Annotated in this window: 22 protein-coding genes; 12 read left to right on the top strand and 10 right to left on the bottom strand. The window is 68.4% G+C overall.

The features are described 5' to 3' along the window. Window positions 1-88: 88 nt before the first annotated feature. The 6 genes from CMO28_RS20690 to CMO28_RS20665 are packed head-to-tail and all read left to right on the top strand — an operon-like array spanning window position 89 to window position 8732. Entirely contained in the window at window positions 89-3622 is a 3534-nt protein-coding gene (locus CMO28_RS20690) for a non-ribosomal peptide synthetase (RefSeq protein WP_296716411.1), read from the top strand. Continuing rightward, window positions 3622-4605 carry an aldo/keto reductase gene (locus CMO28_RS20685; protein ID WP_041607659.1) on the top strand — a complete coding sequence of 328 codons (984 nt, stop codon included), beginning with the start codon at window positions 3622-3624 and terminating at the stop codon, window positions 4603-4605. The genes CMO28_RS20690 and CMO28_RS20685 overlap by 1 nt, the downstream gene beginning before the upstream one ends. A 47-nt stretch (window positions 4606-4652) precedes the next feature. Next, window positions 4653-5483 carry a hypothetical protein gene (locus tag CMO28_RS20680; protein WP_296716408.1) on the top strand — a complete coding sequence of 277 codons (831 nt, stop codon included), beginning with the start codon at window positions 4653-4655 and terminating at the stop codon, window positions 5481-5483. Continuing rightward, window positions 5480-6484: a fatty acid desaturase family protein gene (locus CMO28_RS20675; protein WP_296716406.1), complete on the top strand. Its 1005-nt coding sequence runs from the start codon at window positions 5480-5482 to the stop codon at window positions 6482-6484. The genes CMO28_RS20680 and CMO28_RS20675 overlap by 4 nt, the downstream gene beginning before the upstream one ends. Continuing rightward, window positions 6481-7443 (top strand): hypothetical protein, encoded by a 963-nt coding sequence (locus tag CMO28_RS20670; protein WP_296716404.1) that lies wholly within the window; start codon window positions 6481-6483, stop codon window positions 7441-7443. Before CMO28_RS20675 ends, CMO28_RS20670 begins: the two co-directional genes overlap by 4 nt. Further along, entirely contained in the window at window positions 7440-8732 is a 1293-nt protein-coding gene (locus CMO28_RS20665) for an ATP-grasp domain-containing protein (RefSeq protein WP_296716402.1), read from the top strand. Before CMO28_RS20670 ends, CMO28_RS20665 begins: the two co-directional genes overlap by 4 nt. Window positions 8733-8735: 3 nt before the next feature. Here CMO28_RS20665 and CMO28_RS20660 read toward each other — a convergent pair whose 3' ends face one another. The 3 genes from CMO28_RS20660 to CMO28_RS20650 form a co-directional block, all read right to left on the bottom strand. Beyond that, window positions 8736-10457: an adenylate/guanylate cyclase domain-containing protein gene (locus tag CMO28_RS20660; protein ID WP_296716400.1), complete on the bottom strand. Its 1722-nt coding sequence runs from the start codon at window positions 10455-10457 to the stop codon at window positions 8736-8738. Window positions 10458-10560: 103 nt separating this feature from the next. Then, window positions 10561-11628: a methyl-accepting chemotaxis protein gene (locus CMO28_RS29960; protein WP_296716398.1), complete on the bottom strand. Its 1068-nt coding sequence runs from the start codon at window positions 11626-11628 to the stop codon at window positions 10561-10563. A 427-nt stretch (window positions 11629-12055) separates the two neighbouring features. After that, window positions 12056-12589: a MarR family winged helix-turn-helix transcriptional regulator gene (locus CMO28_RS20650; protein WP_296716395.1), complete on the bottom strand. Its 534-nt coding sequence runs from the start codon at window positions 12587-12589 to the stop codon at window positions 12056-12058. Window positions 12590-12780: 191 nt separating this feature from the next. Between CMO28_RS20650 and hppD the strand changes: the two genes are divergently transcribed. The 3 genes from hppD to CMO28_RS20635 are packed head-to-tail and all read left to right on the top strand — an operon-like array spanning window position 12781 to window position 16011. Continuing rightward, window positions 12781-13881, top strand: coding sequence for a 4-hydroxyphenylpyruvate dioxygenase (gene hppD, locus CMO28_RS20645; protein ID WP_296716393.1), 1101 nt, complete (start codon window positions 12781-12783; stop codon window positions 13879-13881). Then, on the top strand, window positions 13874-15025 hold the full coding sequence (locus tag CMO28_RS20640) for a homogentisate 1,2-dioxygenase (protein ID WP_296716390.1): 1152 nt from the start codon (window positions 13874-13876) through the stop codon (window positions 15023-15025). Before hppD ends, CMO28_RS20640 begins: the two co-directional genes overlap by 8 nt. A gap of 2 nt (window positions 15026-15027) precedes the next feature. Continuing rightward, window positions 15028-16011 carry a fumarylacetoacetate hydrolase family protein gene (locus CMO28_RS20635; protein WP_296716388.1) on the top strand — a complete coding sequence of 328 codons (984 nt, stop codon included), beginning with the start codon at window positions 15028-15030 and terminating at the stop codon, window positions 16009-16011. 94 nt (window positions 16012-16105) lie between these two features. On the opposite strand, the gene CMO28_RS20630 is transcribed toward CMO28_RS20635, so the two are convergent. After that, entirely contained in the window at window positions 16106-17812 is a 1707-nt protein-coding gene (locus CMO28_RS20630) for a PAS domain-containing methyl-accepting chemotaxis protein (protein WP_296716385.1), read from the bottom strand. 277 nt (window positions 17813-18089) lie between these two features. Then, window positions 18090-18995, bottom strand: coding sequence for a LysR substrate-binding domain-containing protein (locus CMO28_RS20625; protein WP_322111397.1), 906 nt, complete (start codon window positions 18993-18995; stop codon window positions 18090-18092). 79 nt (window positions 18996-19074) lie between these two features. Here CMO28_RS20625 and CMO28_RS20620 point away from each other — a divergent pair, with 79 nt between their 5' ends. Beyond that, window positions 19075-19557 (top strand): DMT family transporter, encoded by a 483-nt coding sequence (locus tag CMO28_RS20620; protein ID WP_014748312.1) that lies wholly within the window; start codon window positions 19075-19077, stop codon window positions 19555-19557. Between the two features lie 79 nt (window positions 19558-19636). Here the strand turns inward: CMO28_RS20620 and CMO28_RS20615 are convergent, their stop codons facing one another. After that, window positions 19637-20170, bottom strand: a complete 534-nt coding sequence (locus CMO28_RS20615; protein WP_296716380.1) for a DUF2867 domain-containing protein — start codon at window positions 20168-20170, stop codon at window positions 19637-19639. A 158-nt stretch (window positions 20171-20328) separates the two neighbouring features. On the opposite strand from CMO28_RS20615, the gene CMO28_RS20610 reads away from it, so the two are divergent. Continuing rightward, entirely contained in the window at window positions 20329-21015 is a 687-nt protein-coding gene (locus CMO28_RS20610; protein ID WP_296716377.1) for an HAD hydrolase-like protein, read from the top strand. A gap of 104 nt (window positions 21016-21119) precedes the next feature. On the opposite strand, the gene CMO28_RS20605 is transcribed toward CMO28_RS20610, so the two are convergent. The 4 genes from CMO28_RS20605 to CMO28_RS20590 form a co-directional block, all read right to left on the bottom strand. Then, window positions 21120-21314, bottom strand: coding sequence for a hypothetical protein (locus tag CMO28_RS20605; protein WP_296716375.1), 195 nt, complete (start codon window positions 21312-21314; stop codon window positions 21120-21122). A gap of 10 nt (window positions 21315-21324) precedes the next feature. Next, window positions 21325-22617, bottom strand: a complete 1293-nt coding sequence (locus CMO28_RS20600; RefSeq protein ID WP_296716373.1) for an AAA family ATPase — start codon at window positions 22615-22617, stop codon at window positions 21325-21327. Window positions 22618-22652: 35 nt separating this feature from the next. Then, entirely contained in the window at window positions 22653-23411 is a 759-nt protein-coding gene (locus tag CMO28_RS20595) for a DsbA family protein (RefSeq protein WP_296716372.1), read from the bottom strand. Between the two features lie 65 nt (window positions 23412-23476). After that, window positions 23477-24877, bottom strand: a complete 1401-nt coding sequence (locus CMO28_RS20590; protein ID WP_296716370.1) for a M48 family metalloprotease — start codon at window positions 24875-24877, stop codon at window positions 23477-23479. Between the two features lie 79 nt (window positions 24878-24956). Between CMO28_RS20590 and CMO28_RS20585 the strand changes: the two genes are divergently transcribed. Continuing rightward, window positions 24957-26198: a gamma-glutamyltransferase gene (locus CMO28_RS20585; protein WP_296716368.1), complete on the top strand. Its 1242-nt coding sequence runs from the start codon at window positions 24957-24959 to the stop codon at window positions 26196-26198. The last annotated feature ends 86 nt before the right edge of the window (window positions 26199-26284 follow it).

Genomic DNA, 26284 nt, shown 5'->3' with positions numbered 1-26284 from the left:
CGTGATGGAAACCGCTTCTCCCGCCTTATCATCCTCTTTCCCATCCCCTTCTCCCTTTCCATACCCGCCCCACGGCACCGATCCCGACATGGCGCCCGCTGTCCATGACATGGCCGCGTCGGCGCCCGATCAGGCCCTGTGCCGGACCAGGGGGGCCATCCCCCTCGACCGGTTGCCGGCCCTGCTCGCCGTGCTGGTCCATCGCTGGCGGGCCCTGCCGCAGCCGCGCATCGCCGTTGCCGGTGCCGGTGCCGGTGGCGGTGCGGGTGCCGGGGTGCTGCGCGTCCTGACGCTGGAGGTCACGGCCGATACGCGCCTCGGTGACCTCGTCCCGGCGGATCCAGTGTCCGACGCGGCCGATGGCCCGGCCGATGCGCTTCTGGTCGCGGGGCCTGCCGGCGATCTGCCGGCCGTGGCCCTGGTGCTCAGGGTCGAAGCGGACGGGCGGCTGCGGGTCATCCTGGACCGGCGTCTCTGCCGTCCGCCCTTCGACGAGGCCCGGGCGAGTGATCTGGCCCATGCGCTCGACCGCCTGATCGCCGCCGGCCCCGATGCCGCCCAGGGGGCGGTGGATCTCATTTCCCCGGCACGCCGCTACGAGCTGCTGATCGAACGCAACGGCCCGCGCCGGCCATGCCCCACGGCCCCCGCCATCCCCGATGCCATCCGTGCCATCGCCCGCCGGGACCCGCAGCGCGTGGCGCTGGTGCACGAGACGGCGCGGCTGACCTATGGCGAGCTCGATGCCCGCGCCGACCGGCTGGCCGCAATGCTTGCCGCGCGCGGCGTCGGCCGTGGCGACATGCTGCCACTGTTGATGCCCAACGGGCTGGAGCTGCCGCTCGCCATGCTGGCGGCCATGAAGCTCGGCGCCCCCTTCGTGCCCATGGATGACGGCTGGGCGCCGGAGCGGATCGCCGCCCTGCTCGACGCGCTCGCTCCCCGGCTGGTGATCGCGGCCGACCCGGCGGTGGTGCCGCCGGGGGTGGCGGCGCTGATCCTGGACCATGCCGCAATTCCGCCGGCCGAAACCCCGTTCGACGCCGTGGCGGTGGACGGCCGGGACCCGATCTACGGCTTCTACACCTCGGGGACCACGGGCCTGCCCAAATGCGCGATCAACCTGCATGGCGGGCTGCTCAACCGTTTCGGGGTGATGACCCGGCGCTTTGCCGCCGACGGCCGGCCGCCGGTGGTGCTTCAGAACAGCCGCCATGTCTTCGACAGCTCGATCTGGCAGCTGCTCTGGCCGCTCACCATCGGCGGGCGGGTGATCATCCCGCGCACCCGCGGCGTGCTCGACCTGGAGACCACGCTCCGCACCATCGCGGCACATGAGATCGAGATGACCGATTTCGTGCCCTCGATCTTCAACGCCATGGTCGATCTGATGGTGGCGGAACCCGGGCTGGCGCGCCGGCTCGGCTCGCTCCGTCATCTGCTGATCGGCGGCGAGGAGATCGATCCCCGGGCGGTGCGGCGCTTCCGGCGCATGCTGCCGGGCATCGGCATCGTCAACACCTATGGCCCGACCGAGGCCTCGATCGGCATGGTCTTCCACCATGTCGGCGATGCCGACGACCGCAGCATCCCGATCGGCACGCCCATCGACAATACGGTGGCGGTGGTGGTGGACGACCACGGTTTCATCGCCCCGCCGGGCATGGTGGGCGAGATCCGCATCGGCGGCGCCTGCCTGGGCGGCGGCTATCTGGGCGCGCCCGAAAAGACCGCGGCCGCCCATGTCGACAACCCGTTCCCGGAACTGCCCGGCGACCGGCTCTACCGCACCGGCGATCTCGGCTACTGGCGCCGCGACGGCCGGCTCGCCTATGTCGGCCGCCGCGACGATCAGGTGAAGATCGGCGGGGTGCGTATCGAGCTGGGGGAAATCGAAGGCGCGCTGGCCGATCATCCCGACATCCGCGCCGGCCGCGTGGTGGTGCATGAACAGGGCGGCCGGCGCGAACTGGTCGCCTGCCTGATCGGCCATGGCGAGGTCGATACCGCCGATCTGCGCCGCTTCCTCGCCACCCGCCTGCCGCGCCAGGCGCTGCCGGCACGGTTGCTGGTGCTGGATGCCCTGCCGCTCAACGCCAATGGCAAGGTCGACCGCCGGGCCCTGGCCCGGCTCGCCAACGACCGGCTGGAGGCGGCGGCCGCGGCCGATGCCGGCTTCACCGATCCGACCAGTGCAGCGCTGGCGGCCCGCTGGCGGGCGACATTGCAACTGGCCCCCACCGGCCCCGAGGACGGCTTTTTCGATCTAGGCGGCACCAGCCTGACCGCGCTGGTGCTGGCCATGGACCTGACCCGTCATTTCGGCATGCGGATCACCGTCGCCGACATCTTCGCGCATCCCACCCTGGGCGCATTGGCGGCGCTGATCGACCGCCGCCGCCGGGGCGAGGAGACCGGGCCCGCCCCGGTGCCGGCGCCCGAGGTCCGGCTGGCCGACGACATCCGCCCGCCGGCGGGGGCCGCCGCCTGGGCGCCGCCCTTGGGCCGGGTGCGGGTGCTGCTGACGGGGGCCACCGGCTTCGTCGGCGCCCATCTGCTGCCGGCGCTGCTGGCGCGGCCGGATGTGGATCTGGTCTGCCTGGTGCGGGCAGAAGACGATGCCGCCGCGGCTCTGCGCCTCGGCATCGCGGCCGACCGCGTCACGGTGCTGGCGGGCGATCTGGCCCTGCCGCAGCTGGGTCTCGGCGATGCGGCCTGGCGCCGGCTGGCAGAGGGCATCGACGTCATCGTCAATGCCGGCGCGCTGGTCAACCTGCTCCATGGCTACGCGGCCCATGCCGCCGCCAATGTCGCCGGGGTCGAAACCCTGCTCAGGCTGGCGGTCACGGGCGTCCCCAAGCATGTCCACCAGGTCTCTACCCTCAGCGTCTTCGCGCGCAGCCCCGGTCATGATGCGGTGACCGAGGCCGATGCGGCCGATCCCCGTGCCTTGCCGCAGGACGGCTACAGCCGCTCCAAATGGGCGGCCGAACGGCTGATCGACGAGGCGCGCCGCCGCGGGATCACCGCCAGCCTCCACCGCCTGGGCGAGATGCTGCCCGCCCGGCGGAGCGGCCTCGGCAACCCTCAGGCCCTGGTCGAACGGCTGACCGCGACCTGTCTCGGGCTGGGGCTGCGCTTCCCGACGGGCTTGCGCTTCGACTACAGCCCGGTCGACATCGCCGCTGCCTTCGTGGCGGCGCGGCTGACCGAACCCGCCGGCACCTTCCACCTCTACGGCCCCGGCACCCGGTTCGAAGATCTGCTCGACGAGGCCGAGGCGGCCGGGATCGCGCTCACCCCCGTCAGCTATGCCGCCTTTCACGAGCGGCTGAGCCGGGCTGCGGCGGGTGACGTCGATGCGGCGGCCCTGCTGGCCCTGCTGCCCGATCCGGCGGGCGACGCCGCTGCGGATGCCTTTGCGACCGCCGATCTTGTGGCGGACAAGGATCTGATGTTCGGCGATGCGGCCAGCCGCGCCGCGATGGCGGCGGCCGGGCTCGCCTGGCCGGCGGTGGATGCCGGCCTGCTCGCCCCCTGGTTCGCGCGCCGGCGCGCCGCCTGCCCACATCCTTCCGGCGACGTCTTTTCCGATGAGTCCGCTTCCGAGGAGACTGCATGATGAACCGACGCAGGCTTGGCCGTCTGGGCTGGCAGATCGGCGAGATCGGCTATGGCACCTGGGGTATCGGCGGCGGCGAGGGCGGCTGGACGGGCAACGAGGATGCGCAGAGCCTGGCCGCCCTGCATCTGGCGGTCGATCAGGGGGTCAATTTCCTCGACACGGCCTGGATCTACGGCCGCGGCCATTCCGAGGTGCTGTGCGGCCGGCTGCTGGCCGAACGGCCGGGGGAGCGGATCTATGTCGCAACCAAGATCCCGCCGGCCGACCGGTGCTGGCCCTCGACCCGGGCATCGCGCCTGGCCGATGTGTTTCCGCCCGATCATATCCGCGACTACACCGAACGCAGCCGCCGCAATCTGAACGTCGACCGCATCGACCTGATGCAGTTCCACGTCTGGGAGGATGCCTGGGCCGATGATCCGGCCTGGCAGGACACCATGGCGGACCTCAAGGCCCGTGGCCTGATCGACGGCATCGGCATCAGCATCAACCGCTGGGAGCCGTGGAACGCCATGGCGGCGCTGCGCACCGGGCTGATCGACACGGTGCAGGTCATCTACAACATCTTCGATCAGGCGCCCGAGGACGAGCTGTTCCCGCTCTGCCGGGCGCTGGATGTTGGGGTGATCGCGCGCGTGCCCTTCGACGAGGGCACGCTGACCGGCACGCTCACCCTCGACAGCCGCTGGCCCGAAGGCGACTGGCGCAATTCCTATTTCGTGCCCGAGAACCTGGCCGCCAGCGTCGCGCGTGCCGACCGGCTGAAGCCGCTGGTGCCGGCGGGGGAGACCATGCCCGGCATGGCGCTGCGCTTCATTCTGGCCAATCCGGATGTCCACACCGTCATCCCCGGCATGCGGTCCCCCGCCCATGTCCGCGCCAACACGGCCGTGGCCGATGGCCGCGGCCTGCCGCCCGATCTGCTCGCAGCACTCCGCGATCATCGCTGGGATCGCGAGCCCACCGAATGGTCGCAATAAGACCCGCCCCCGTCCGGATCCCGATGACCCGACCGGAGATCACGCAGATGAGCCTGACCGACATATCCATGCCTGCCGCCGATACCGTTACCGCGGCCGAGCCCGACCTGACGGCGGAACTGGACGACCTGCTTGCCCGGCAGATCGAGGCCGTGGTGACCGATGACCTGCTCGCCCGCTGGCGGGCGCGCTTCCTGGCCGAAGGGCTGGTGGTCGTCTCTGAAATCTGCCCGCCCGAGGTGATGGCGGCCCTCCGCGCCGAGGTGGAGCGGCTGATCGCCGGCTGGGCGGCGCGCCGCGACATCCGCCTGCCGACCACGTCGAACACGCCGCGGAAGATGAACTCGGTCAAGCGCGACTACATCGCCCGCAACAGCGCGCTGGTGCCGCTGCTCTACCGGTCGAAGCCGCTGCTCGACCTGGCCACGCGCATCGCCGGCGAAGAGGTGGTGCTCTGCCCCTATGACGACGAGCAGTTCGTCATCGCCCGGCTGACCGAGCCGGGCGACACCCATGGCTGGCACTGGGACGATTACGCCTATGGCATGGTCTGGGTGCTTGAGGCCCCGCCGGTAGAGGATGGCGGCTTCATCCAGTGCGTCGCCGATACCCGCTGGGACAAGGCCGATCCGCGGCTGCACGAGATCCTGTGCAGCCGGCCGATCCGGTCCTATGCGCTCAAATCCGGCGACATCTATTTCCTGCGCTCCGACACCACGCTGCATGGCGTCTATCCGCTGCAGCGGCCGTCGCAGCGCACCATCCTCAACCTCGCCTGGGCCAGCGTCGCCGACTGGAGCCGCGAGGTGGTGCACGAGACCACCGACGAGGTCTACACCCATCGCGGGGCCACCCATGTCGAGGACGACCGCTCATGAGCCTGGCTCTCGCGCTTGATGCGGCGCCGGATGCCGCGGCCGATGCCGCGGCCCGGCGGGCGGCGATGGAGGCAGACGCCGCCGCCGCCGAGCGGCGGCTTGCTGCCGAACGTGCGCGACTGCTGGCAGATCCCGGCTTCATGCAGATCCGGGACCGCTATTTCCTGTGGCGCATGGCCGAACAGGGGGCGATCTGGGGGGCGGGGGCCTGGCTCGCCCTGGGCACCAGCATCCTGCCGTTGCAGATCCTGGGGGCGGTGCTGATCGGCGCGGTCTATGCCCGCAATCTGGAATTTGCCCATGAATGCATGCATTTCATCGCCTTCCGCAGCCGCCGGGTGAACCGGGTGGTCGGCACGGCACTGGCCATGACCCTGCTGACCAATTTCGAGGAATGGCGGGTGTCGCATGCCCGCCATCACGTCGATGTCCGGGACGAGGGCTTCGCCTATCAGCCGGCGGCCATTCGCAACTGGTGGTTGTTATGGCGCAATCTGCTGGCGCTGGACCACTTCCGTGCGGCGCTGGGCAAATGCGTGGCGGCGGTGCGCGGCCGCATGCCGGTTCGCAGCCGGTCCGAGCGGCGGGTGCGCGACGGCTTCCGGCTGATGGCGGCCTGTCTGGCGGGCGGGGTGGTCTTCGACCTTATGACCGGCCAGCCGGTCTTCCTCTGGCTGTGGTTCCTGCCGCTGATCCCGGCGGCGATCTTCAACTTCCACATCCAGCTGCCCGAGCATTTCGGCTGTGTGATGGACAATGGCAGTGCCCTGATCAACAGCCGCACCATCACCACCAGCCGCTTCCTGTCGTGGTTCGTGAACGGCAACAACTTCCACGCGTCGCATCACTGGCTGGCCAATGCGCCGATCCGACAGCTGGCCCGGATCGACGCCGTCATCCATGCCGATCTGGCCCATACCGAGTCCTCCTATGGGGCCTTTTTCGGCCGCTACTACCGCGAGGTGTTCCGCAACATCCGCGCGCCGAAGGGTGCCGCATGACCGATGCCGACGCCGATCGTTATGCCCATGCACGGCCGCTGGTTCTGGCCGGTCTGGCTGCGACCATGGTCTATAACGTCACCAGCGCCGCGAAAGAGGTCTATGCCGGCCATGTGCTGCAGACCGTCGATCCCTTCGTGCTGATCACCGCCTGTTTCGGGCTGGTGATCCTGCTGTTCCAGGTGATCGACCGGGCCGGCGGCGGCCAGCCGTCGGTCTACACGCCCCGGGTGATGCGGGCGCTGGTGATGGTGAACCTGACCACGGCCGGTGCCTGGCTCGGCATTTATCTGGCGCTGCGCTGGCTGGAGCCGGCGGTGGCCGGCGGGTTGAGCGGCGGTGTCGGGCCGCTTGCGGTGCTGGCCTGGCGCCGCTTTGCCGGCATCCGCACCACCCTGGCCGAGGCGGCGAGCGGGGCGGGCATTCTGGCCGCCTGCCTGCTGCTGGCCTGGAGTGCGGCCGAGGGGCAGGGGGAGGTGATCGCCGCCACCCCGGTCGAAACCGCGCTCGGCCTGGTGGCGGCCACCGCGGGCGGCATCTCGGCCACGCTGACCAGTGTCTGGGCCAAGAAACTGTCGCTGGCGGGGCTGGGCCCGTCGGCGATCATGGCCCGGCGCTTCTGGCTGCTGGTCGGCTTCTGCGGCGCGGTCGCCTGGGCCACCGGCCGCTTGGCAGGGCCGATGCCCTCGGTCGAAACCGTCGCCGGCATCGGCCTTCTGGGCGTGGCGCTGCCGCTTTACGCGTTGCAGGTGGGCATCCGCTATGGCCGGATCTTCCACGTCAACGTCATCGTCGGCCTGTGCCCGCTGTTCACGCTCGCCTTTCAGGCCTTCAGCGCCTGGAACCACTGGTCACCGCTGACCGTCGCCGGTGTGGCGCTGCTGGTCGCCGCCGGCTATCTGGGGCTGATGCGGCCGCGCCGCGCCGGCCCGGCGCTCGCCGCGGGGGATGCGCCATGACCGGCCGCCCGTCGCGCCCCGATGTCAGGCCGGTTGCGGTGGTGGTCGATGCCTATTCGACCGGCGCGGCACTTGCCCCCGCCTTCGCCGCCGCCGGCTGGCGCACGGTCCATGTCTCCAGCAGCCCGGTCGTCCCCGAGCCCTATCGGGCAAGCTTCCGGCCGGGGGACTTCATCGGGCTGATCGCCCATGACGGCGATCTTCGCCGCACGCTTAATGCCCTGCTGCCCCATGCGCCGGTGGTGGTGCTGCCCGGGGCGGAATGCGGCGTGGAGCTGGCCGACCGGCTGGCCGCGGGGCTGGGCCTGCCCGGCAACGGCACGGAGCTGAGCCGGGCCCGGCGCGACAAGTTCCTGATGGGGCAGGTGGTGGCGGCATCGGGCCTTACGGCCGCGCCCCAGCATGTGACCGACAATCCGGCCGATGCGGTTGCCTGGGCAGTGGCGCGCGGGGACTGGCCGGTGGTGGTCAAGCCGCTGGACAGCGCCGGCACCGACGGTGTCACCTTCTGCCATGATGCCGTGGCGGTCGACCGCGCCTTCCGGGCGCTGCATGGCCGGCCCAACCGACTGGGTTCGGTCAACGACCGGCTGCTGGTGCAGGGCTTCCTGCGCGGGCGGCAGTATTTCGTCAACACGGTCAGCCTGAACGGCCGCCATCTGATCGCCGAGATCTGGGCCGAATCCAAGCGCGAGGTGGCCGATGCCGCCTTCATCAACGATCTGGAGATGCTGATGCCGCGCGCGGGCGCGGTTCAGGATGCGCTCGCCGCCTATACCTCGGCCGTACTCGATGCGCTGGGCATCGCCTACGGGCCGGCCCATACCGAGCTGATGCTCACCGCCGACGGGCCGGTGCTGATCGAAACCGCCGCCCGGCTGATGGGCACGGTGGAACAGCAGGCGGTGCGGCGCAGCCTGGGGGTCACCCAGGCCGATCTTGCGGTGCAGGCGGTGACCGATCCGGCGGGCTTCCTTTCCCGGCTCGACCAGCCCTATCGGATGGCGGCGGAAATCTGGTGCGTGGCGCTGATTTCAGAACATGAGGGCATCATCACCGGCCGCTCGGGCTTCGCGCGGATCGAAGGCCTCGCCTCCTATGCCTCTTCGATCGCCGTGGCGGGGCCTGGGGTGCGGCTCAGGCCCACCATCGACTATTTCTCAAGCCCGGGGGTGGTCTATCTGGTCCACGAGGATGCGGCGGTGCTGGCGGCGGATTACGCCCGGATCCGCGCCTGGGAGCGCGAGGGGGCGATCTTCGATCTGGCGCCCGCATCGGGGCCCGGCTGAGGCTCAGCCCCCCAGCCGGTGCACCGCCTCGGCCGGCACCGCATGCACCGCCAGCGGCTCCACCCGGCCACGGACGGTGATCTCGTGGCAGCTGGCATCCAGCGTCGCCGGCGCCCGTCCCGCCGCCTGCAGGATGTCGTCCGACACCACCAGCAGGCAGGCATGGGCCTTGGTCAGCTCTTCCAGCCGCCGGGCGACATGGACGGTATCGCCCACCGCGGTCAGCATCCGGGTCTCGCCATAGCCCAGCCGGCCGACCACCGCCGGCCCGCCATGGATGCCGATGCCGATCCTGAGCGGCTGGCCCAGATCGCGCACCAGGCTGCGGTTCAGCACCTCCAGCCGGCGGGCGATCTCGCCTGCCGCATGCAGGGCCTGGGTCGCCGCCGCGGCGAAATCTTCAGGGCCATCGCCGCCATCAGCACCGAAGATCGCCATCACCTCGTCGCCGACAAAGGCGTTGGGTGTGCCGCCGGCCGCTTCGACCGCGCCGCCGATGGTTTCGAAATAGCGTTCCAGCAGGAACATGATGTCATAGGGCGGGCGCTGTTCGGCGATGGCGGTAGAGCCGCGGATGTCGGTGAACAGGATCGCGACCCGTTTTTCGCGCCCGCCATGCACCATCGGATCCTCCGACGGCCGCCGGCCGCGGCCCTGGGCCTTCAGCAGCGGGTGCACCGTCACCGGCCCGGTCGGATGCAGCCGGCAGGCCAGCCGCACGCCTGCGGGCGCGCGGATGCGCGACAGCAGGGCGGATTCTTCGGCATCGGCTGGCGGCAGGTTTTCCAGCCCGCGCACGATTTCCACCCGGCAGGTGGAACAGCGGCCGCGGCCGCCGCAGACCGCCACATGGGGCACATTGCCCAGCCGGCTTGCCTCCAGCACCGAACCGCCCGGCAGCATCCGCACCGTGCGTCCGCCCGGATAGGTCACCACGACCCGGCCATGACGCAGCGAGATCAGGTGGCGCAGGCCGCGGGCGGCGAAGGTTGCGAAGATTGCGAAGGTCCAGTTCGCAATCATCGCAAACTCGTTTGCCTGGGCCCGGGCATGGAGATCGGCGGGCAGGGCAGACAGCGTCGGCGACAGCAGCCCCAGCTTCACCAGCCCGGCCACGCTGCGGCCGGCATCCAGAAAGCCCAGCAGGGCGGCGAGCGGCAGCGCCCAGGCACCGATCCGCCAGGCGGCGATCCAGCCCGCCCCGGCCCCGCGCCCCTTCAGCCAGAAGCCGAGACCGATCATGCCGTGCAGCCAGACCACCCCCAGCAGCACGAACTGGCGCAGCGCCCCGGTGGGTGTCCAGAGCAGGGCCATGATCCGGGTATAGCTGTCGACCCCCGCATCGACGCTGAGTGCGGCATCGACCCCGGTGATATGGGCCGCCAGCAGCATCGGCAGCAGCAGGCCCAGCGCCAGCTGCAGCGCCTCGGTGGGCGGCATGCGCAGGCTGCGGCGCAGATAGAGCGCGCGCAGGCCCAGACTCGCGTGAAGCAGGAAGGCCGCCGGCAGCAGCAGGCTGCCCGGCGGCACCGTCCAGGGCGCCATGGTGACGTCCAGCACCTTCTGGGCAACGCCGATGCCGAACAGCCCGCTGGCATGGGCGATCAGATGGCCGGTAACGAAGACCAGCATGATGGCGCCGGTTATCGCGCGCAGGCGGCGCACCAGACGGTTGCGCCGGCTTTGCGGGCGGCCCTGGGGCAGGGGAAGGCTGGGGCTGGTCATGGCTCGCGGCTCGGGCTCCGGGCTGGCCGGACCGCGCGGAAGGCGGGTGCTGCGGCCGGACGCCCCATCCTAGCGGACCGGGCGGCCGACGGCAGCCCCAGGCTTACTTCATGCGCTGGACGACCACACCCATCCAGCCCAGACCGTCATATTCCTGATAGCCGATGGTTTCGGAAAAGCCGATCACGGTGTCGCCGGTCATATAGGTGCCCTGTTTGGCGCCGTCGGTCGACAGGTGAAAGGTCTGGTAAAGCCCCTGGCCGTCGGAAGCGGCGATCACGCGCCGGGCGCGATCCAGCAGCAGCCCCCGCGAGCGGGTCCATTCATCGGCCGACAGCGAGGGTTCATCGACCACGATCGAGCGGCCCTGGCGTTCCCAGTCGAAATAGATGCCGAGCGTGCCGATGATCCGGCCGTCGGTGCGTCCGCCCTCGCGCACCGCGGTTGCATAGACCAGAACCGAGCGATTGTCGTGCATGGCGTCGGTGCGCACGTCGTCGACGATGTATTCATCGCCGCTGCGGGTGGCGAGGGCATCACGCACCCAGGCTTCCCGTGACAGATCGGCGCCGCGCATGCGCTGGAAACTGTCGTCGGCCATGGCGACCACCCGGCCCGACGCATCGGTCAGCACCAGATTGGTATAGACGGTGTAATAGCGGTGGATGACCGAGAGCCGCATGGCGGCGTGTTCCAGCGCCTCACGCGATGGCTGTTCCAGCGCTTCCCAGAAGGCGGTGTCGGTCGCCCACCACCGCACATCGCAGGTGCGTTCATACAGATTGCGCACGATCAGCTGGACCAGGGCCTTGGCCAGTTCCTGGCCGCGCTGGCCGACCAGGCGCTGGGTCACCGCCTCGCAATCGGCGATCCGGCCGATGATCTCCTGCTGGAAGCGTTTTGCGGCACCATCCGCCTGTTCGGCGAGGCTCTTGACCTCGCCCGCGACCACCGAAAAGCCGCGACCGGCATTGCCGGCGCGGGCGGCCTCGATCGCCGCGTTCAGGGCCAGAAGACGGGTGCGTGCGGCGATTTCCTGGTTGCCGCTGGAAAAGCGCCGGACATCGTCGCTCAGCCCCTGCATCAGGCCGCGGACCTTCTGCGCCGAGACGGTTTCGGCAGCGACGGCATCGGCCGCGGCACGCACTGCGAGTGGCATCTGACTGGTCATCACCAAACCCCCTATCTTTTCCGGTCGCAGAAGGCGTCTCCGGTCGCGGTTGGCCGCGTATTGCTTGTGTGTGTCACGCGTTGAAGGCGATCCACCCGGGGGCTGCACCGATCCTGCGATGCCGAAGTGTCACGCCTGTATGTCACCCTGCTTTAACTGTAGTGCAGGATGCGGCAGCGCAACAAGAGGATATATCGTGCGGTGCACACATCGTGGACCCGCGGGCTGGAAGGCTGTCACGGCATCGAATTCGGCTGTATTCCGCCAGTTTTTACAGAAGTCATCTGCATAAAATATCGATCGAAAACGACGCAAAGCCGATAAATGTGCTGCGCCGCGTCACATTCTGCCGCACCCATCTGCCGGCGCAGGGCACCGTCGCCTGGCAGCCTTGTCCATTTCATCTACTTATGGTTGATAAATCCGGTCAGATCTCGGTGCGGGCGGCCATGTCGGTCAGGCGATCGATCAGCAGGACCAGAGCGTCGCGTTCCTCGGGCGTCAGGTCGGCGATCAGCCGTTCCTCGTAATCCAGCGCCAGCGGCGCGATCCGGCCGTAGACGTCCAGCCCGTCGGCCGACAGCCGCAGCAGCACCCGGCGGCGATCGGCCGCGTCGGTGGTGCGCTCGATCCGCCGGGCGCGCTCCAGCCGCTGCACGGCGCGGCTGACCGTCACCTTGTCCATCTGCGTCGCCTCGCAGATCGCATTGGCGGTAAGGGGGGCAAACCGGCCCAGCACCGCCATCCCCCGCCATTCGGGAATGGTGAGGTCGAACGTCTCGGCATAGGCGCGGGCCAGGGTAGAGGAGATCCGGTTGGCCAGGATCGACAGCCGGTAGGGCAGGAAGCGCTCCAGCCTCAGGCTCTTGCCGTCCTCGCCCCGCGCCGGGTTCGGGCGGGGGGCAGAGCCGGTGCCGGAACCCGGGCTGTTGCCGGAGATTGGGCTGGCGCTTTCGCTCACCGGATGATGGCCTCCGCTTGACATTGCCCGGGTCCGGGGGCAACTTGGTTACAAATGAAACTATCAGGGGCCGACGGCGACGTCGAGCCCCGGAAGGCCCGGTCTCCCGATCCCCGCATTCCTGCAGGGCGTCGTCCGCGTGCCGTTCCCGGGGGCAGGATGGTAGCCGTGGCACGTCGAGGGGGAAAGCGATGAGCGCGGAAAGCAGGATTGGCGGCGACACGCCGTTCGGTTTCGAGAACCCGATGGGCACCGACGGCTTCGAGTTCGTCGAGTTTGCCAGCCCCGACCCGGTGGAGATGGGCGCGCTGTTCGAGCGGATGGGCTTCACCGCCGTCGCGCGTCACCGCAGCAAGGACGTCACCCTCTACCGCCAGGGCGACATCAATTTCATCGTCAATGCCGAGCCCGAGAGCTTCGCGCAGTCCTTCGCCCGGGTGCACGGCCCCGGCGCCTGCGCCATGGCCTTCCGGGTCAAGGATGCGCGCTTCGCCTATAAGCGCGCGCTGGAGCTGGGCGCCAAGCCGCATCTGGGCCAGGTGGGCCCGATGGAGCTGAACATCCCGGCCATCCAGGGCATCGGCGGCAGCGTGATCTATCTGGTCGACCGCTACGGCGCCCGGGGCACGATCTACGACATCGATTTCGAGCCGATCGAGGGGGCGGAGGCCGCCGCCAATGATCAGGGCCTCACCTATATCGATCACCTGACCCACAACGTCCATCGCGGGCGGATGAACCACTGGGCGGAATTCTACACCAAGCTGTTCAATTTCCGCGAGATCCGCTATTTCGACATCGAAGGCAAGCTGACCGGCCTGCATTCGCGCGCGATGACCAGCCCCTGCGGCAAGATCCGGATCCCGATCAACGAATCGGCCGACGACAAGTCGCAGATCGAGGAATACCTCCAGGCCTATAACGGCGAAGGCATCCAGCATATCGCGCTCGGCACCGAGGCGATCTTCCGCTCGGTCGAGGGCATGCGCGACCGTGGCGTCGCTTTCCTGGAAACGCCGTCCAGCTATTACGACATGGTCGACACCCGCGTGCCCGGCCATGGCGAGGATCTGGAGCGGATGCGCCGCGACCATATCCTGATCGACGGCCTGCCCGACAACCATGTCGGCATGCTGCTGCAGATCTTCACCGAAAACGTCATCGGCCCGATCTTCTTCGAGATCATCCAGCGCAAGGGCAATGAGGGCTTCGGCGAAGGCAATTTCAAGGCGCTGTTCGAGGCGATGGAACTCGACCAGATCAAGCGCGGAGTGTTGAGCGCCGATGCGTAACTGGATCAACATCCCGCGCGTCGAAGGCCGGGCGTCGCGGCAGGCCCATGCGGATCTGCCCGACGGCACCTTCGAGCACGAGATCGGGCGGGAGGGCTTCTTCGGCCCGGCCGCCCATATCCATCATGCCCATGCCCCGACCGGCTGGGTGCGGTTCGAAGGTCCGATCCGGCCGCGTGCCTTCGACACCACGAAATTCGATGCGGTGCCGGCCGGCCCCTGGGCGGCCGAGGCGCTGGCCGGCAACCGCCGCTGCGCGGTGCGCTTCTGGCGGATCGACGCACCGATGGACCATCTGGCGCGCAATGCCGATGGCGACGAGCTGCTGTTCATTCATGACGGCGCCGGCCATCTGTTCTGCGATTTCGGCCATCTGACCTACACCGAAGGCGACTATATCCTGCTGCCCCGCGGCACGATGTGGCGCCTGGCGCCCGAGGCGCCGACCCGGGTGCTCATGATCGAGGCGACGGATTCGGCCTACAAGCTGCCGGACAAGGGCATCGTGGGGCCGCATGCGATCTTCGATCCGGCGATCCTGGCGGTGCCGGTGATCGACGAGGCCTTCGACGACCAGCGCTCCGAAACCGAGACCCGGGTGGCGGTGAAGCGCTTCGGCGAGGTTTCGACCATGGTCTTTCCGTACAACCCGCTGGATGCGGTGGGCTGGCACGGCGATCTGGCGCCGGTGAAGGTGAACTGGCGGGACATCCGGCCGCTGATGAGCCATCGCTACCATCTGCCGCCTTCGGCCCACACTACCTTCGTCGGCGAGCGCTTCGTGGTCTGCACCTTCGTGCCCCGGCCGATCGAAAGCGATCCCGGCGCGCTCAAGGTCCCGTTCTTCCATTCGAACGTCGACTATGACGAGTTCATCTTCTATCACCGGGGCTCGTTCTTCAGCCGGGACAACATCCATCCCGGCATGATCAGCCTGCACCCGGCGGGCTTTGCCCACGGGCCGCACCCCAAGGCCTTTGCCATCGGCCAGAAGGCCGCGCGCAAGGAAACCGACGAGGTGGCGGTGATGATCGACACCCGCGACCCGCTGGAGGTTCAGGCGGGTGCCGCCCGTGTGGAATGGACCGGTTACGTCGACAGCTGGCGCACGCCGCCGGCCGCGACCAACGAAGCAGCGGAGTGACGATGAAGCTGGCGACCCTCAAGGACGGCAGCCGCGACGGGCGGCTGGTGGTGGTCTCGCGGGACCTGAAGCACTGCGTGCCGGCGGAGGGCATCGCCCCCACCCTGCAGGCGGCGCTGGACCGCTGGGCCGAAACCGCTCCCCGGCTGCAGGCCCTGTCCGAGACGCTGAATGCGGGCGAGGTCGATGGCGTGATCGGCTTCGATCCCGTGGCGGCGATGGCGCCGCTGCCGCGCGCCTATCAATGGGCCGACGGCTCGGACTATGTGAACCATGTCGAGCTGGTCCGCAAGGCGCGCGGCGCCGAGATGCCCCAGAACTTCTGGCATGACCCGCTGATGTATCAGGGCGTCTCCGACCGCTTCATCGGCCCGATGGATCCGGTGGAATGCGCCGACGAGGCCTTCGGCATCGATTTCGAGGCCGAGGTCGCGGTCGTCACCGACGACGTGCCGATGGGCACGGCGCCGGAGCAGGCGGGCGGCTATATCCGTCTGGTCATGCTGGTCAACGATGTCAGCCTGCGCAATCTGATCCCGGGCGAGCTGGCCAAGGGCTTCGGCTTCTTCCAGTCGAAGCCTGCCTCCAGCTTTTCCCCCGTCGCGGTCACCCCGGACGAGCTGGGCGATGCCTGGGATGGCGGCAAGGTCAATCTGCCGCTCAAGGTCTGGCTGAACGACGAGCTGTTCGGCGCGCCCGAGGCGGGCGAGGACATGACCTTCGACTTCCGTCGCCTGGTCTCCCACGCCGCCCGCACCCGCCATCTGGGCGCCGGCACCATCGTGGGCTCGGGTACCGTCTCCAGTCTCGACCGCAGCCGCGGTTCGTGCTGCATCGCCGAGCGGCGTATGCTGGAGACGATCGATGCCGGCAAGCCCGCCACGCCCTTCATGTCTTTCGGCGACCGCGTGCGCATCGAGATGACCGACCGCGAGGAGGTCTCGATCTTCGGCGCGATCGACCAGAAGATTGTGAAGTGGGGTTGAGGGCGTGAAGTGGGGCTGAGGGGCGGCCGATCCGGTTCTGTCTGACGTGAAACGGCCCGCCGGGGGAATCCGGCGGGCCGTGTTTCGCTGTGGCCTACTGCACCATCTTCGCCAGACTGTCGGTGGTGCCGGTCACGCCGTCGACCGCCTTGTGCATGTTGCTGGCAATGCTCCGGGTCATGGCCAGCTGTTCCTCGATCGCCGAAGACAGCACGGCGCTCGCCTCGTGCAGCTGCAGGATGCCGCCGGTGATGCCGGACATCGTGCCGTCTACGGTCTGCGAGACCTCCTGCAGTTCGGCGATCTGGCGGGCGATGTTCTCGGTGGCGGTGGCCGTCTGGCCCGACAGGGTCTTGATCTCCGAGGCGACGACGGTGAAGCCGCGGCCGGCTTCGCCCGCGCGCGACGCCTCGATGGTGGCGTTGAGCGACAGCAGGTTGATCTGCGTGGCGATGTCCTGGATCAGCTTGATCACCCCGTTCATCGCAGTCGTGGTCTCTTTCAGCCGGGCGACCGCGGCTTCACCCTGAGTGACGTTGTTGCGCATGCTCTCGGCGGAGCGGTGGCCGCTGTCGGCGGCACGGGTGATCTCGGCGACCGAGGCCGTCAGCTCTTCCGACGCGGCGGCCACCGCCTCGACATTGGCGAGCGTCACTTCGGCCGACGACACCGCGGCCAGATGCGAAGTCATCAGCCGGGTGATATCGGTCGCATATTTGACCACCTTGCAGACCCGGCCCGAGGCATCGAAAATCGGGTTATAGGTGGCGCGCAGCCAGACGATCTGCCCGCCCTTGCCGAGCCGCTTATGGATGCCGGTGATGAAATCGCCGGCACGAAGCTTTTGCCAGAAGGCCTGATAGGCCTCGGTCTTCACCTCGGCCTCGGGCATGAACATGCTGTGGGGCTTGCCCCGGATCTCGTCCAGCCGATAGCCGGTGGCGGCGAGGAAATTGTCGTTGGCCTGCAGCACCCTGCCGTCCAGATCGAATTCGATCACCGCATGGGTCCGGCCGATGGCCGCCATCTGGCCCTGATAGTCGGCCGTCACCAGCTTCTGCGCGGTGATGTCGGTTGCATATTTCACCACCTTCACCAGCTTGCCGGCAGGATCCAGGATGGGCGTGTAGGTCGCCTGAATCCACACCTCGCGTCCGCCCTTGGCAAGGCGGCGAAACTCAGACGTCCGGGCCTTGCCAAGGCGCAGCCCGGCCCAGAATGCGCGATAGTCCTGGCTGGCGGCATAGGCGTCGTCGACGAACAGGGCATGCGGCTTGCCCTGGATCTCGTCCAGGCGATAGCCCATCAGGTTCAGGAACAGCTCATTGGCCCAGAGCACCGTACCCTCGGGCGTGAAGTGGATCACCGCCTGGGTCTTCTGGATCGCGGTGATCTGGCCGGCATGTTCTGCGGCCTTCAGCACATCCGCCGTCACCTCGGTCGCGAACTTCACCACCCGTCGCACCCGACCCTTGTGGTCCCTGATCGGGTTGTAGGTCGCCTGAATGAAGATCTCGCGACCCTCGCGGGTCACGCGCTTGAACACCGCCTTGCGGAAGCTGCCCGCGGCCAGATCCTGCCAGAAGGCCCGGTAGTCCGGGGCGTTCCGCTCAGCCTGGGTCACGAACATGCCGTGATGCTTGCCGGCAACCTCCTCCAGCCGATAGCCCATCAGCTTCAGGAAATTGTCGTTGGCCGCAAGGACCGTGCCCTCGAGGGAGAAATGGACGATCGCCTGCGACAGGTCGAGCGCCTTCAGGATGTCGTGATCGGTTAAGGACGGCAGCTTGATGAAAGACATGACGACTCACATTCCACGCCTCGGAGGTGGGGTGCGGAGCAGCGGACAAGCAGACCGCGCAATTCCGATGGCGAGCCCCACCATTCTTGTCAACCGGAGATGATGATGGTCCGCCATGATCATATCGCCGTCGGCGGAAGATTATTCTGAAAAGAGTTGAGAAGTGGTGAAGGATCAGGGGGAATTCCAAGGACGCTTCATGTATCCCGCGTCATCATTTGTCGGGTCCTGATCATCCGGAACCGGATCATCGGCACCGGCGCCGGGTGGCTGACAACTACACCGACACAGAGGTACTTGCCACGGCGCGGCGCAACCACAGATGCGCGGGGTCGCCGGCGCGTCGTTCATGCCAGACCTGAACGAAGGGAAAGGGCCGGATCGCAAAGGGTGGCGCGAAGACGGCGAGGGCCGGATCATCTTCGCAGAGGGCCAGGGTTTTGCGGGCGACGGTCAGAACCAGGTCCGTCCCCCGGATCAGCCGTGGCGCAGTGCCCCAATGCGGCAGCGTGACGACGATGCGGCGCGTATGGCCGATGGCGCGCAGGGCCGTATCGATTCCGGTATCGGCGTCGTTCTGCATCGCAACCAGCACATGGGGCCGGGCGAGATAGGCGGCCAGATCCAGACGATCATGGCCGTCCAGCTGCTGCCGATCCGCAAGGCAGGCGAAGTGCTCGTCGAAAAGTCGTTCGGCCTCGATCCGCGGGGGAAGATCGGGAAACACGCCCAATGCCAGATCGCAGTCCCCGTCCAGCACCTGCCGAAGCATGGCCTCCCGGCTCGCCTGGGTGATCACCAGCTCGATCCCCGGTGCCGTGCGGCGCAGCATGTTCAGCAGGTCGGGAAGAATGACGGCAGAGCCGTAATCCGACATCGCCAGGCGAAAACGTCGCGTTTCCTGCGCCGGGTCGAAGCCTCCCGGCCCCAGAACCCCCTGCAGCTGTCGCAAGGCCTCGGTCAGCGCGGGGGCGATGTCCAGCGCCCGGGCGCTCGGCGTCAGCTGCCCGTTGCGGCGGATCAACAGCGGGTCGTCGAACAGATGCCGCAGACGCCCGAGCGCGTGGCTGACGGCCGGCTGGCTCATATTAAGCCGGGCGGCCGCGCGCGACACATGCCGCTCGGCCAGAAGCGCATCGAGCACCACCAGCAGGTTCAGATCGATGCCGCGAAGATTATTCATCTGCTGCATATAGAGGATATTACATCCGAATTTCCATTCACGAAGCAGATATCGCATCTGATGAACACGGAGGTTCATCATGCACACCAGCTCACTGCTTCTCATCCTCGCCGCGATCGTCTCGGGCGCGGTCGTCCCGTTTCAGGCGGGCGCCAATGCGGTTCTCGGGCGGACGCTCGGACACCCTCTCTGGGGTACCGCCATATCGCTGTGCGTCAGCTTCGCCTGCATCCTGCCGGTCATGCTGCTGGCGCGTGTCGAGATGCCGGCCCTGTCCAATCTCGCCCAGGCGCCGCGCTGGATATGGATCGGCGGGATCGTCGGCGTGGTCTATATCACCGGCGCGCTCGTGCTGGCGCCGAAACTGGGCGCCGCCGGCTTCATCACCGCGGCCATCGCCGGCCAGATGCTGGCTTCGGTCATCATCGACCATTGGGGCCTGGTCGGCCTCCCGCAGAAGCCGGTCTCGCTGCCCCGCCTCGCCGGGCTGGGCCTGATCATTCTGGGGCTGATCGTGATGCAGCTGCAGGCATCGGGCGTGAAGCCGGCCGCCGGATCATGAGCCGGCGGCCGGCTTCATCCGCCAGCTCCGGGCATAGAGATGAGAGGCCCGAGAAATCGCGGATGCCGAACGTCACGATCTATGCCTGCCATCCCGCCCGCGCCGCCCGCGCCAGGCCTGAGCGCGCGACCGCCACATGGAAGGGGCGGATCAGGGTGATGTACAGCCGGCCCAGACCGTTATGGCAACGGACGGCGGTTGCGGTCATCACCAGCCGCTCTCCCGGGCGGTCGGGATCGGGGGCCAGGCGCACCGTCAGGCGGAAATCCAGATGGCGGTCATCCTCGCCCAGGATGATCTCGTCCGGCCGGGTTTCGTAGATCCGGAAGATGCCGATCCGGCGGTTGCCCGGATCGGCAGGATCCCCGGCAGCGGCCATGCGGTCCGAGGTCTTGAGCCCGAAGGGGCGGACCAGCAGGTCACGCAGCTTCAGCAGGCTCCGGGCCCAGCCGGCCTGGCCTGTGAACAGGACGCGCGCCAGATGTTCCGGATCGCCGCCCACTCCGGCCGGCAGGCCGATGGCATAGCAGTCGGCCAGATCCGCGCCGACGAACATCGGGCGGAGACGCGAGTCCTGGGGCAAAGGATGGGCGGTCGGGCGATACAGGTCCATGGCGGCGAGTATGCAGTCTGCGGCGGACGGGGGACAGGGGGGCGTCATCGCCTGCGTCAGCCGGCCGCAGGCGCGGGGAACCGGCTGTCGCGGCATCGGGCGGCGGCTGCTATTCTGCGGCGCCTCTCAACCCCCCCTCAAGCCGGAGTCTTCGGCCGATGACCCGTCCCGCCCTTCTTCTCGACCTCGACGGCACCGTGGTCGATGCCGTGCCGGATTTTGCGGCGGCGATGAACCGGCTGATGGCGGCGCTGGGATTGCCCGAAGTGTCGGGTCCTGAAATCGCCGGCTATCTGGGCGACGGGCCGCGCAAGCTGGTGGAACGTGTGCTGGCCGCCCGCGACCGGCCGATGGACGAGGCGGCGCATGACCGCTTCCTCGCCGATTACACCGCCCATGCCGCCGGGGCGACCACGGCCTTTCCGGGTGTGCCCGAAACCCTGGATGCCTTCCGCGCTGCCGGCTGGGCGGTCCTGCTGTGCACCAAGAAACCGGCGGCCGCCACCCGCACCCTGCTCGACGGGCTGGGCCTGCTGCGGCACTTCGACGGCATCGGCGCCGGCGACAGCTTCCCGGTCTCCAAACCCGACCCGCGCCACCTGACCCTGACGCTGCAGGCGGCCGATCTCGATCACGCCCCGGCGGTGATGGTGGGCGACCACCGCAACGACGTCGTCTCGGCCCGGGGCGCCGGCATGCCGGTCATCTTCGCCGGCTGGGGCCACGGCCCCCTCGCCATGGCCGAGGGCGCCGATGCCATCGCCGACCGCTTCCCCGATCTCGCCACCATCGCCCCGCGCCTGCTGGCGGTGCGGGGGATCGCCGTGGCCGTGCCGCGGGTGTAGGCCTCAGTCGGGTTTCCGGTCGTGGCCCAGAAGGTCGCGGTCGAGCGACCAGATGACGACATGCGCCCTGGGATCCAGCGTACAAAGCCGCTCCCACTCCTTGATCAGGGACAGGTCGGCGAGGCTGGTGCCTTCGCTGGTCCTGTCGTCCGATTTGTTCCGCTGGGCGTGATCGGGCGGGCATTTCCGGATAGGTATTGTCTGAAATCTGCGTGGACGGTCTGTTGCTGCTGGTCGAAACCCGGAACCTTGAGGATGTTGAGATAGACGGAGGTGTCGATCAGGATGACGTTGCGCATGGCCCGGCCCTCAACCCAGCCGATCCATCCAGGCGAGGGCCAGGCTTCTGCGGGTGGCCTCATCGATCCGGATCTTCGCCGCCCTCTCCAGCGCTCCGCTGGTGGCCAGATCACCCAGGCTGCCCTGTGCGACGAGTTCCGGATAGGTCGGCAGATCGTCCAGGCGGACAAGCCGGCTCGATCCGTCTTCGGGGTCGCGATAGCAGAACACCACATCGGGAACGGCTTCGTCCGGAAGCGCATCCAGCAGGGCGGGATTGTGGGTCGAGAGCAGAACCCGCAGGCCCCGCCGTCGGGCGAGGCTGCGGATGCTGTCCAGCAGGTGGCGGGCCCGGCTCGGATGGACGCCGTTGTCGATCTCTTCGATCACAACCAGACTGCCGGTTTGTGCTGACAGCATGGCGGCGGCGATGGCGAGAACACGCAATGTGCCGTCGGACAGCAGCGAGGCATCATACCTCCGCGTCTGTGCGCCGAACGTCTCCTCCAGCTGAATCATGACCCCGCCACGGGGTTCCTTGAGGAAATCGAAGCCGGCGATGTTCTGTTCGGGCAGGCTCTTGACGAAGCCGAGCACATCCGCTGTGGCTTCGCCCGTGCTGCGCGCGCCTTCCGTCAGGTCCCACAGGACCGACGAAATATTGCTGCCGTCTCCATTGAGCCTGTGCTCGCCGGGGAAGCTGTAGTCGCGCATACGTGCGGGGACCGGATCGAGGAACAGCATCGACCCGAGGCTCGCTTCATAGGCGCGGGTGATCTTCGGAATCGTCTCGCGCGATTTCCGGTGCTTCGCGTCGAAGGTGGCCGGGCTGGTCAGCTGGGTGAAGATCGCCATCTGGTCGCTGCATACGACATGCGGCTTCTTGCCACCCCGGCTGAAATTGTCATAGGCGACCCGGACATCGGTGCTGCGGCCGGTGGACGGCTGGTCCAGATCATAGAGCGGCAGACGGAGGCCGGCCACCTGCTCCCCGGCGAGATGCAGCCCGTCCTCGCGCAGCGAGACGGTCATGCTCAGCCGGTTGAAATCGTCATCATCCGTCTCGCAGCCGATACTGAAGCTGTCGCCTTCGCAGTAGGCCAGATCCTGAACCTTGCCCCGCACGACCTGTTCGCCGTCATGGATGGCATAGCGGATGGCCGACAGCTTCTGTCCCTGGGCCAGCCACGACAGCAGCCGCATTGCCTCCACCGCATTGCTCTTGCCCGAGGCATTGGCACCGATCAGCACGGTGAGCGGTGCCAGCGGGAGGCGTGCCGACCTGTAGCTCTTGAAGTTTTCGAGCGTGATGGCGGTCAACATGAGGAGCACCTCCCGGGCGTGAGAGTGGTGGCAGGTCAGCCCTTCGCCGCCTCGACCGCCTGGTCCAGGGCGTCGAGTTCCACGGCGCCCGGCAGCAGGGTGTCGCCGATCACGAAGGCTGGGGTGCCGCCGATGCCGAGCTTGCGGGCCAGATCCATGGTATCGCGGATATGGGCCTCGGTCTCGGGCGCGTGCATGCGCGCCTTGACCGCCTCGGCGTCGATGCCGCGATCGGCGACGATGGCCAGCACGCGGTCTTCGGTCAGGCTGCCTTGCTGGGTCATCAGCGCGGTGTGGATTTCAGGATAGGCCTTGGGGGCCACCTGGTTGACGGCCAGGGCTGCGCGGGCGGCGACCAGCGAATCCGGGCCCAGGATCGGGAATTCCTTGTAGACCACCCGGATGTCGTCGCGCTTTTCGATCAGCTGGTCCACCGTGCCCATGGCGCGGCGGCAATAGGGGCAGCGATAGTCGAAGAACTGGACCACCGTCACCGCCGCATCGGCCGGGCCGACCACAGGGTCGCGCTGATCGGCGACGAGGGCGGCCTCGCTGTCGCGGATCGCCGAGCCCTGGGCTTCCATCTCTGCCGTCTGCTGCTTCGCCTGCCAGGCCCGGATGCTCTCGACCACCAGCTCGGGTTCGCGCGCCAGCAGGGCCCGGACCATATCCTCGCCGGCCCGGGCTTCCGATGCCGGGTCCACGGCGTGGATGCGGTCGATGACCAGGGTCGCGGCGGCACCGCCGGCAGCACCCAGGATCAGGGCCAGGGCCGGGACGAGGAGTTTCGACATGGGGTCTGGTGTCTTTCGGAACGGAGTGGGGTGGTTCGGGAGGGCAGGGCAGGTGCCCCGCGGCCTCAGCGGTTGGCGCGGGCTTCCTCGCGCTGGCGCTTGACGTATTCGGCCAGATCATCGGCGCGCAGCTGGCCGGGGGAGCCGACCGGCAGGTTGTCGCGGGCGCGGGTCGCCTGGACCTCGGCCTCGTCCCAGCGGCCGATCTGGGCGTTGTATTCGGCCAGGGCCAGCGAGGCCTGGGGCATGCGGTTGGCGCGGCCATAGGCGATGCCCAGCAGCCGCCAGGCGGTGGCGTTGTCGCGGTCTTTCGCGGTCGCGTTTTCAAGCAGCGCCTGGGCCTCGGCATAGCCGGCATCGGTGCCGGTCTCGATCAGCGCCTGGGCGAGGCCGACCGCGATCAGCGGCGCACGGTCGGATTTTTCCACCGCCAGCCGATAGGGTTTGATCGCCTCGGCAACCCGGCCGTTCTCGAACAGCATCTGGCCTTCCAGCTCGTGGAAATAGGGATCGTCGGGCTGTTCGGCGATCAGCCCGCGGATCAGCGGCAGGGCGTGGTCCAGATCGGCCTGGCGGTAATAGGCGATGGCGCGGGCATAGCGTGCGGGCACCGAGGTGTCATCGGCCTTGTAGGCGGCGAAGGTGCGGCCGGGCGGGTCCAGGAAGCCGCGCAGCTTGGCGATCATCCGGTCATAGGCCATCTGCTGCTCGGGTGTCGCCTCGGCGCTGACGCCCTTTTCCTGCGCCACCACGTTCTCGACCACCCTGACCCGGTCCGCAGCCATGGGATGGGTGGAGAGGTACGGGCTCTGCCGGCTGCCGATCAGCGCATTCTGGGTGTCGAGCTTCTCGAAGAACTGAAGCATGCCCTGCGCCGATTCGCCCGCCCTGTGCAGGAAGCGGATCCCAGCCTGGTCGGCTGAATTTTCCTGGGCGCGGCTGAAGCTCAGCATGCCACGCTGGGCCATCTGCTGGCCGCCCATCGCAATCGCCATGCCGGCATCGGCGCTGCCGCCGGCGACACCGATCGCAAGCCCCAGCAGGGCCGAGGCGATGGCCTGGGCCGTCGCCATCTCGACGGCGCTGCCGATGCGCGACAGATGGCCGCCGGCGATATGGCCGGTTTCGTGCGCAATCACGCCCGCGATCTGGTTGGGATTGTCGCTGGCCATCAGCAGCCCGGTGAAGATGAACAGGTGCATGCCGCCGCCGACGAAGGCGTTGATGGCGTTGTCGCGGATCAGGTGGATGTCGATCGCGTTCGGGTCGAGATCGGCTGCCTTGAACAGTGGAGTCGCTATCTGCCGGATGGTATGTTCCACCTCGGCGTCGCGGATGAAGGACAGGCTTCGCTGCTGCGCCGAAGCGGGGCCCACGGCACCGATCCCCGACACGATCAGGAAGCAGATAAGGACGGCGATGCGGAGGAAGCTTGAGCGCACGGTGCAGACCCCGGATGTCTTCACCGAACGTAGGGTCGCACGACACGCCCGTCAATCTCGGCAACCGTGGCATCTCCGTGAAGCACCGGCAGCTCTCGCGATCGTGAGCCTCGCCGTGCTGGCGGGCTGCGGGCCGCGCGTGGAAGTGGGCCAGGTGGATGCCGTGACCGGCTTCATCGGCCTGATCGCCGCCGACGAGCCGCGCTCGGCGCTGGTCGGCCGCGACATCCTGTCGGCCGGCGGCAGTGCCGTCGATGCGGCGGTGGCCATGGCCTTCACCCAGACCGTCACTCTGCCCAGCCGCGTGGGTCTGGGCGGCGGCGGCGCCTGCGTGGTCTACAAGGCCCAATCGCGCCGCACCAAGCCCAAGGAGGCCGAGCCGCCGCGCGCCTATGCCTTCATGCCCCAGGCCGCCGTGCCCGGCGAGACGGTGGCGGTGCCGGGCTTCGCGCGCGGGCTGTTCACCATGCATGCCGATTACGGCGTGCTGCGCCTGCCGCAGCTGGTGTCGCCGGCCGAGCAGCTGGCCCGGTTCGGTGTGCAGGTCTCGCCGGCCTTCGCGGCCGATCTCGGGGCCTATCGCGAGGTGATCTCGGCCTCGCCCACGCTGGCGCGCAGCTTCGGCAATCTGGCCCAGGGCAGTCAGATGACCCGGCCGGATCTCGCCTCTTCGCTGGGCTCGCTGCGCACCGAAGGCCCGGGCACGCTTTATGCGGGTCCGCTCGGCCGGCGGATGATCGAGGATTTCGCCCAGGCGGGCGTCACGCTCAGGGCCGAGGAGCTGCGCGCCTATCAGCCCGCCAAGGGCGATGCGCTGACCCGGTCGCTCGGCAATTTCGACATGGTCACCATCCCCGGCACCGGCGGTGCTGCGGCGCTGGATGCGCTGTCGACCGTGCGCACCGGTACGGCGCTGCCGGTGGCCGGCCATGATGCCGTGCAGTCCGGAATTCTGGCCATCGACCAGTACGGCCAGGCGGTGGCCTGCACCTTCACCCAGGGTGCCCCCTTCGGCACCGGCCGGATGGGCGACGATACCGGCATCATCGCCGCGCGGCCGCTCGATCCGGCGGCAACCGCCTCGGGCGCCGCGGTGCTGGCGGTCAATACCAACATCTACAAGCCCTATATGGCCGCAACTGCGACCGGCGAGGGCGCCGTGCCGGCCATGAGCCGGCTGATCGGCAGCTTCTATGGCGGTGAGCCGCTGGACGACTCGCTTGCCGCCGCCGCCACGGCCGGTGCCGATATCGGTGCCGCCGCCTGTGCCAACGGCATTCCCTCCGACGATCAGCGCTGCAACGCCCTCGTCTCGCCCTCGTCGCCGGGGCTGGCGATCCGCTGAGCCGTCGCGCCGACGGTGCGCCGCAGATTGCGGCTGATCGCATCGCGCACATGGTATGGCCGGGATTATGAACTTATGGTTTCATA

Origin of the sequence: Tistrella sp., assembly GCF_002684955.1 — a bacterium.
Classification (GTDB): Bacteria; Pseudomonadota; Alphaproteobacteria; order Tistrellales; family Tistrellaceae; genus Tistrella; species Tistrella mobilis.
This window is presented reverse-complemented; position numbering and strand designations above follow the sequence as displayed.

Coding starts and splice junctions, on each gene's coding strand:
- CMO28_RS20690 (WP_296716411.1), top strand. CDS start 89: ATGGCGCCCGCTGTCCATGACATGGCCGCGTCGGCGCCCGATCAGGCC.
- CMO28_RS20685 (WP_041607659.1), top strand. CDS start 3,622: ATGAACCGACGCAGGCTTGGCCGTCTGGGCTGGCAGATCGGCGAGATC.
- CMO28_RS20680 (WP_296716408.1), top strand. CDS start 4,653: ATGAGCCTGACCGACATATCCATGCCTGCCGCCGATACCGTTACCGCG.
- CMO28_RS20675 (WP_296716406.1), top strand. CDS start 5,480: ATGAGCCTGGCTCTCGCGCTTGATGCGGCGCCGGATGCCGCGGCCGAT.
- CMO28_RS20670 (WP_296716404.1), top strand. CDS start 6,481: ATGACCGATGCCGACGCCGATCGTTATGCCCATGCACGGCCGCTGGTT.
- CMO28_RS20665 (WP_296716402.1), top strand. CDS start 7,440: ATGACCGGCCGCCCGTCGCGCCCCGATGTCAGGCCGGTTGCGGTGGTG.
- CMO28_RS20660 (WP_296716400.1), bottom strand. CDS start 10,457: ATGACCAGCCCCAGCCTTCCCCTGCCCCAGGGCCGCCCGCAAAGCCGG.
- CMO28_RS29960 (WP_296716398.1), bottom strand. CDS start 11,628: ATGACCAGTCAGATGCCACTCGCAGTGCGTGCCGCGGCCGATGCCGTC.
- hppD (WP_296716393.1), top strand. CDS start 12,781: ATGAGCGCGGAAAGCAGGATTGGCGGCGACACGCCGTTCGGTTTCGAG.
- CMO28_RS20640 (WP_296716390.1), top strand. CDS start 13,874: ATGCGTAACTGGATCAACATCCCGCGCGTCGAAGGCCGGGCGTCGCGG.
- CMO28_RS20635 (WP_296716388.1), top strand. CDS start 15,028: ATGAAGCTGGCGACCCTCAAGGACGGCAGCCGCGACGGGCGGCTGGTG.
- CMO28_RS20630 (WP_296716385.1), bottom strand. CDS start 17,812: ATGTCTTTCATCAAGCTGCCGTCCTTAACCGATCACGACATCCTGAAG.
- CMO28_RS20625 (WP_322111397.1), bottom strand. CDS start 18,995: ATGAATAATCTTCGCGGCATCGATCTGAACCTGCTGGTGGTGCTCGAT.
- CMO28_RS20620 (WP_014748312.1), top strand. CDS start 19,075: ATGCACACCAGCTCACTGCTTCTCATCCTCGCCGCGATCGTCTCGGGC.
- CMO28_RS20615 (WP_296716380.1), bottom strand. CDS start 20,170: ATGGACCTGTATCGCCCGACCGCCCATCCTTTGCCCCAGGACTCGCGT.
- CMO28_RS20610 (WP_296716377.1), top strand. CDS start 20,329: ATGACCCGTCCCGCCCTTCTTCTCGACCTCGACGGCACCGTGGTCGAT.
- CMO28_RS20605 (WP_296716375.1), bottom strand. CDS start 21,314: ATGCGCAACGTCATCCTGATCGACACCTCCGTCTATCTCAACATCCTC.
- CMO28_RS20600 (WP_296716373.1), bottom strand. CDS start 22,617: ATGTTGACCGCCATCACGCTCGAAAACTTCAAGAGCTACAGGTCGGCA.
- CMO28_RS20595 (WP_296716372.1), bottom strand. CDS start 23,411: ATGTCGAAACTCCTCGTCCCGGCCCTGGCCCTGATCCTGGGTGCTGCC.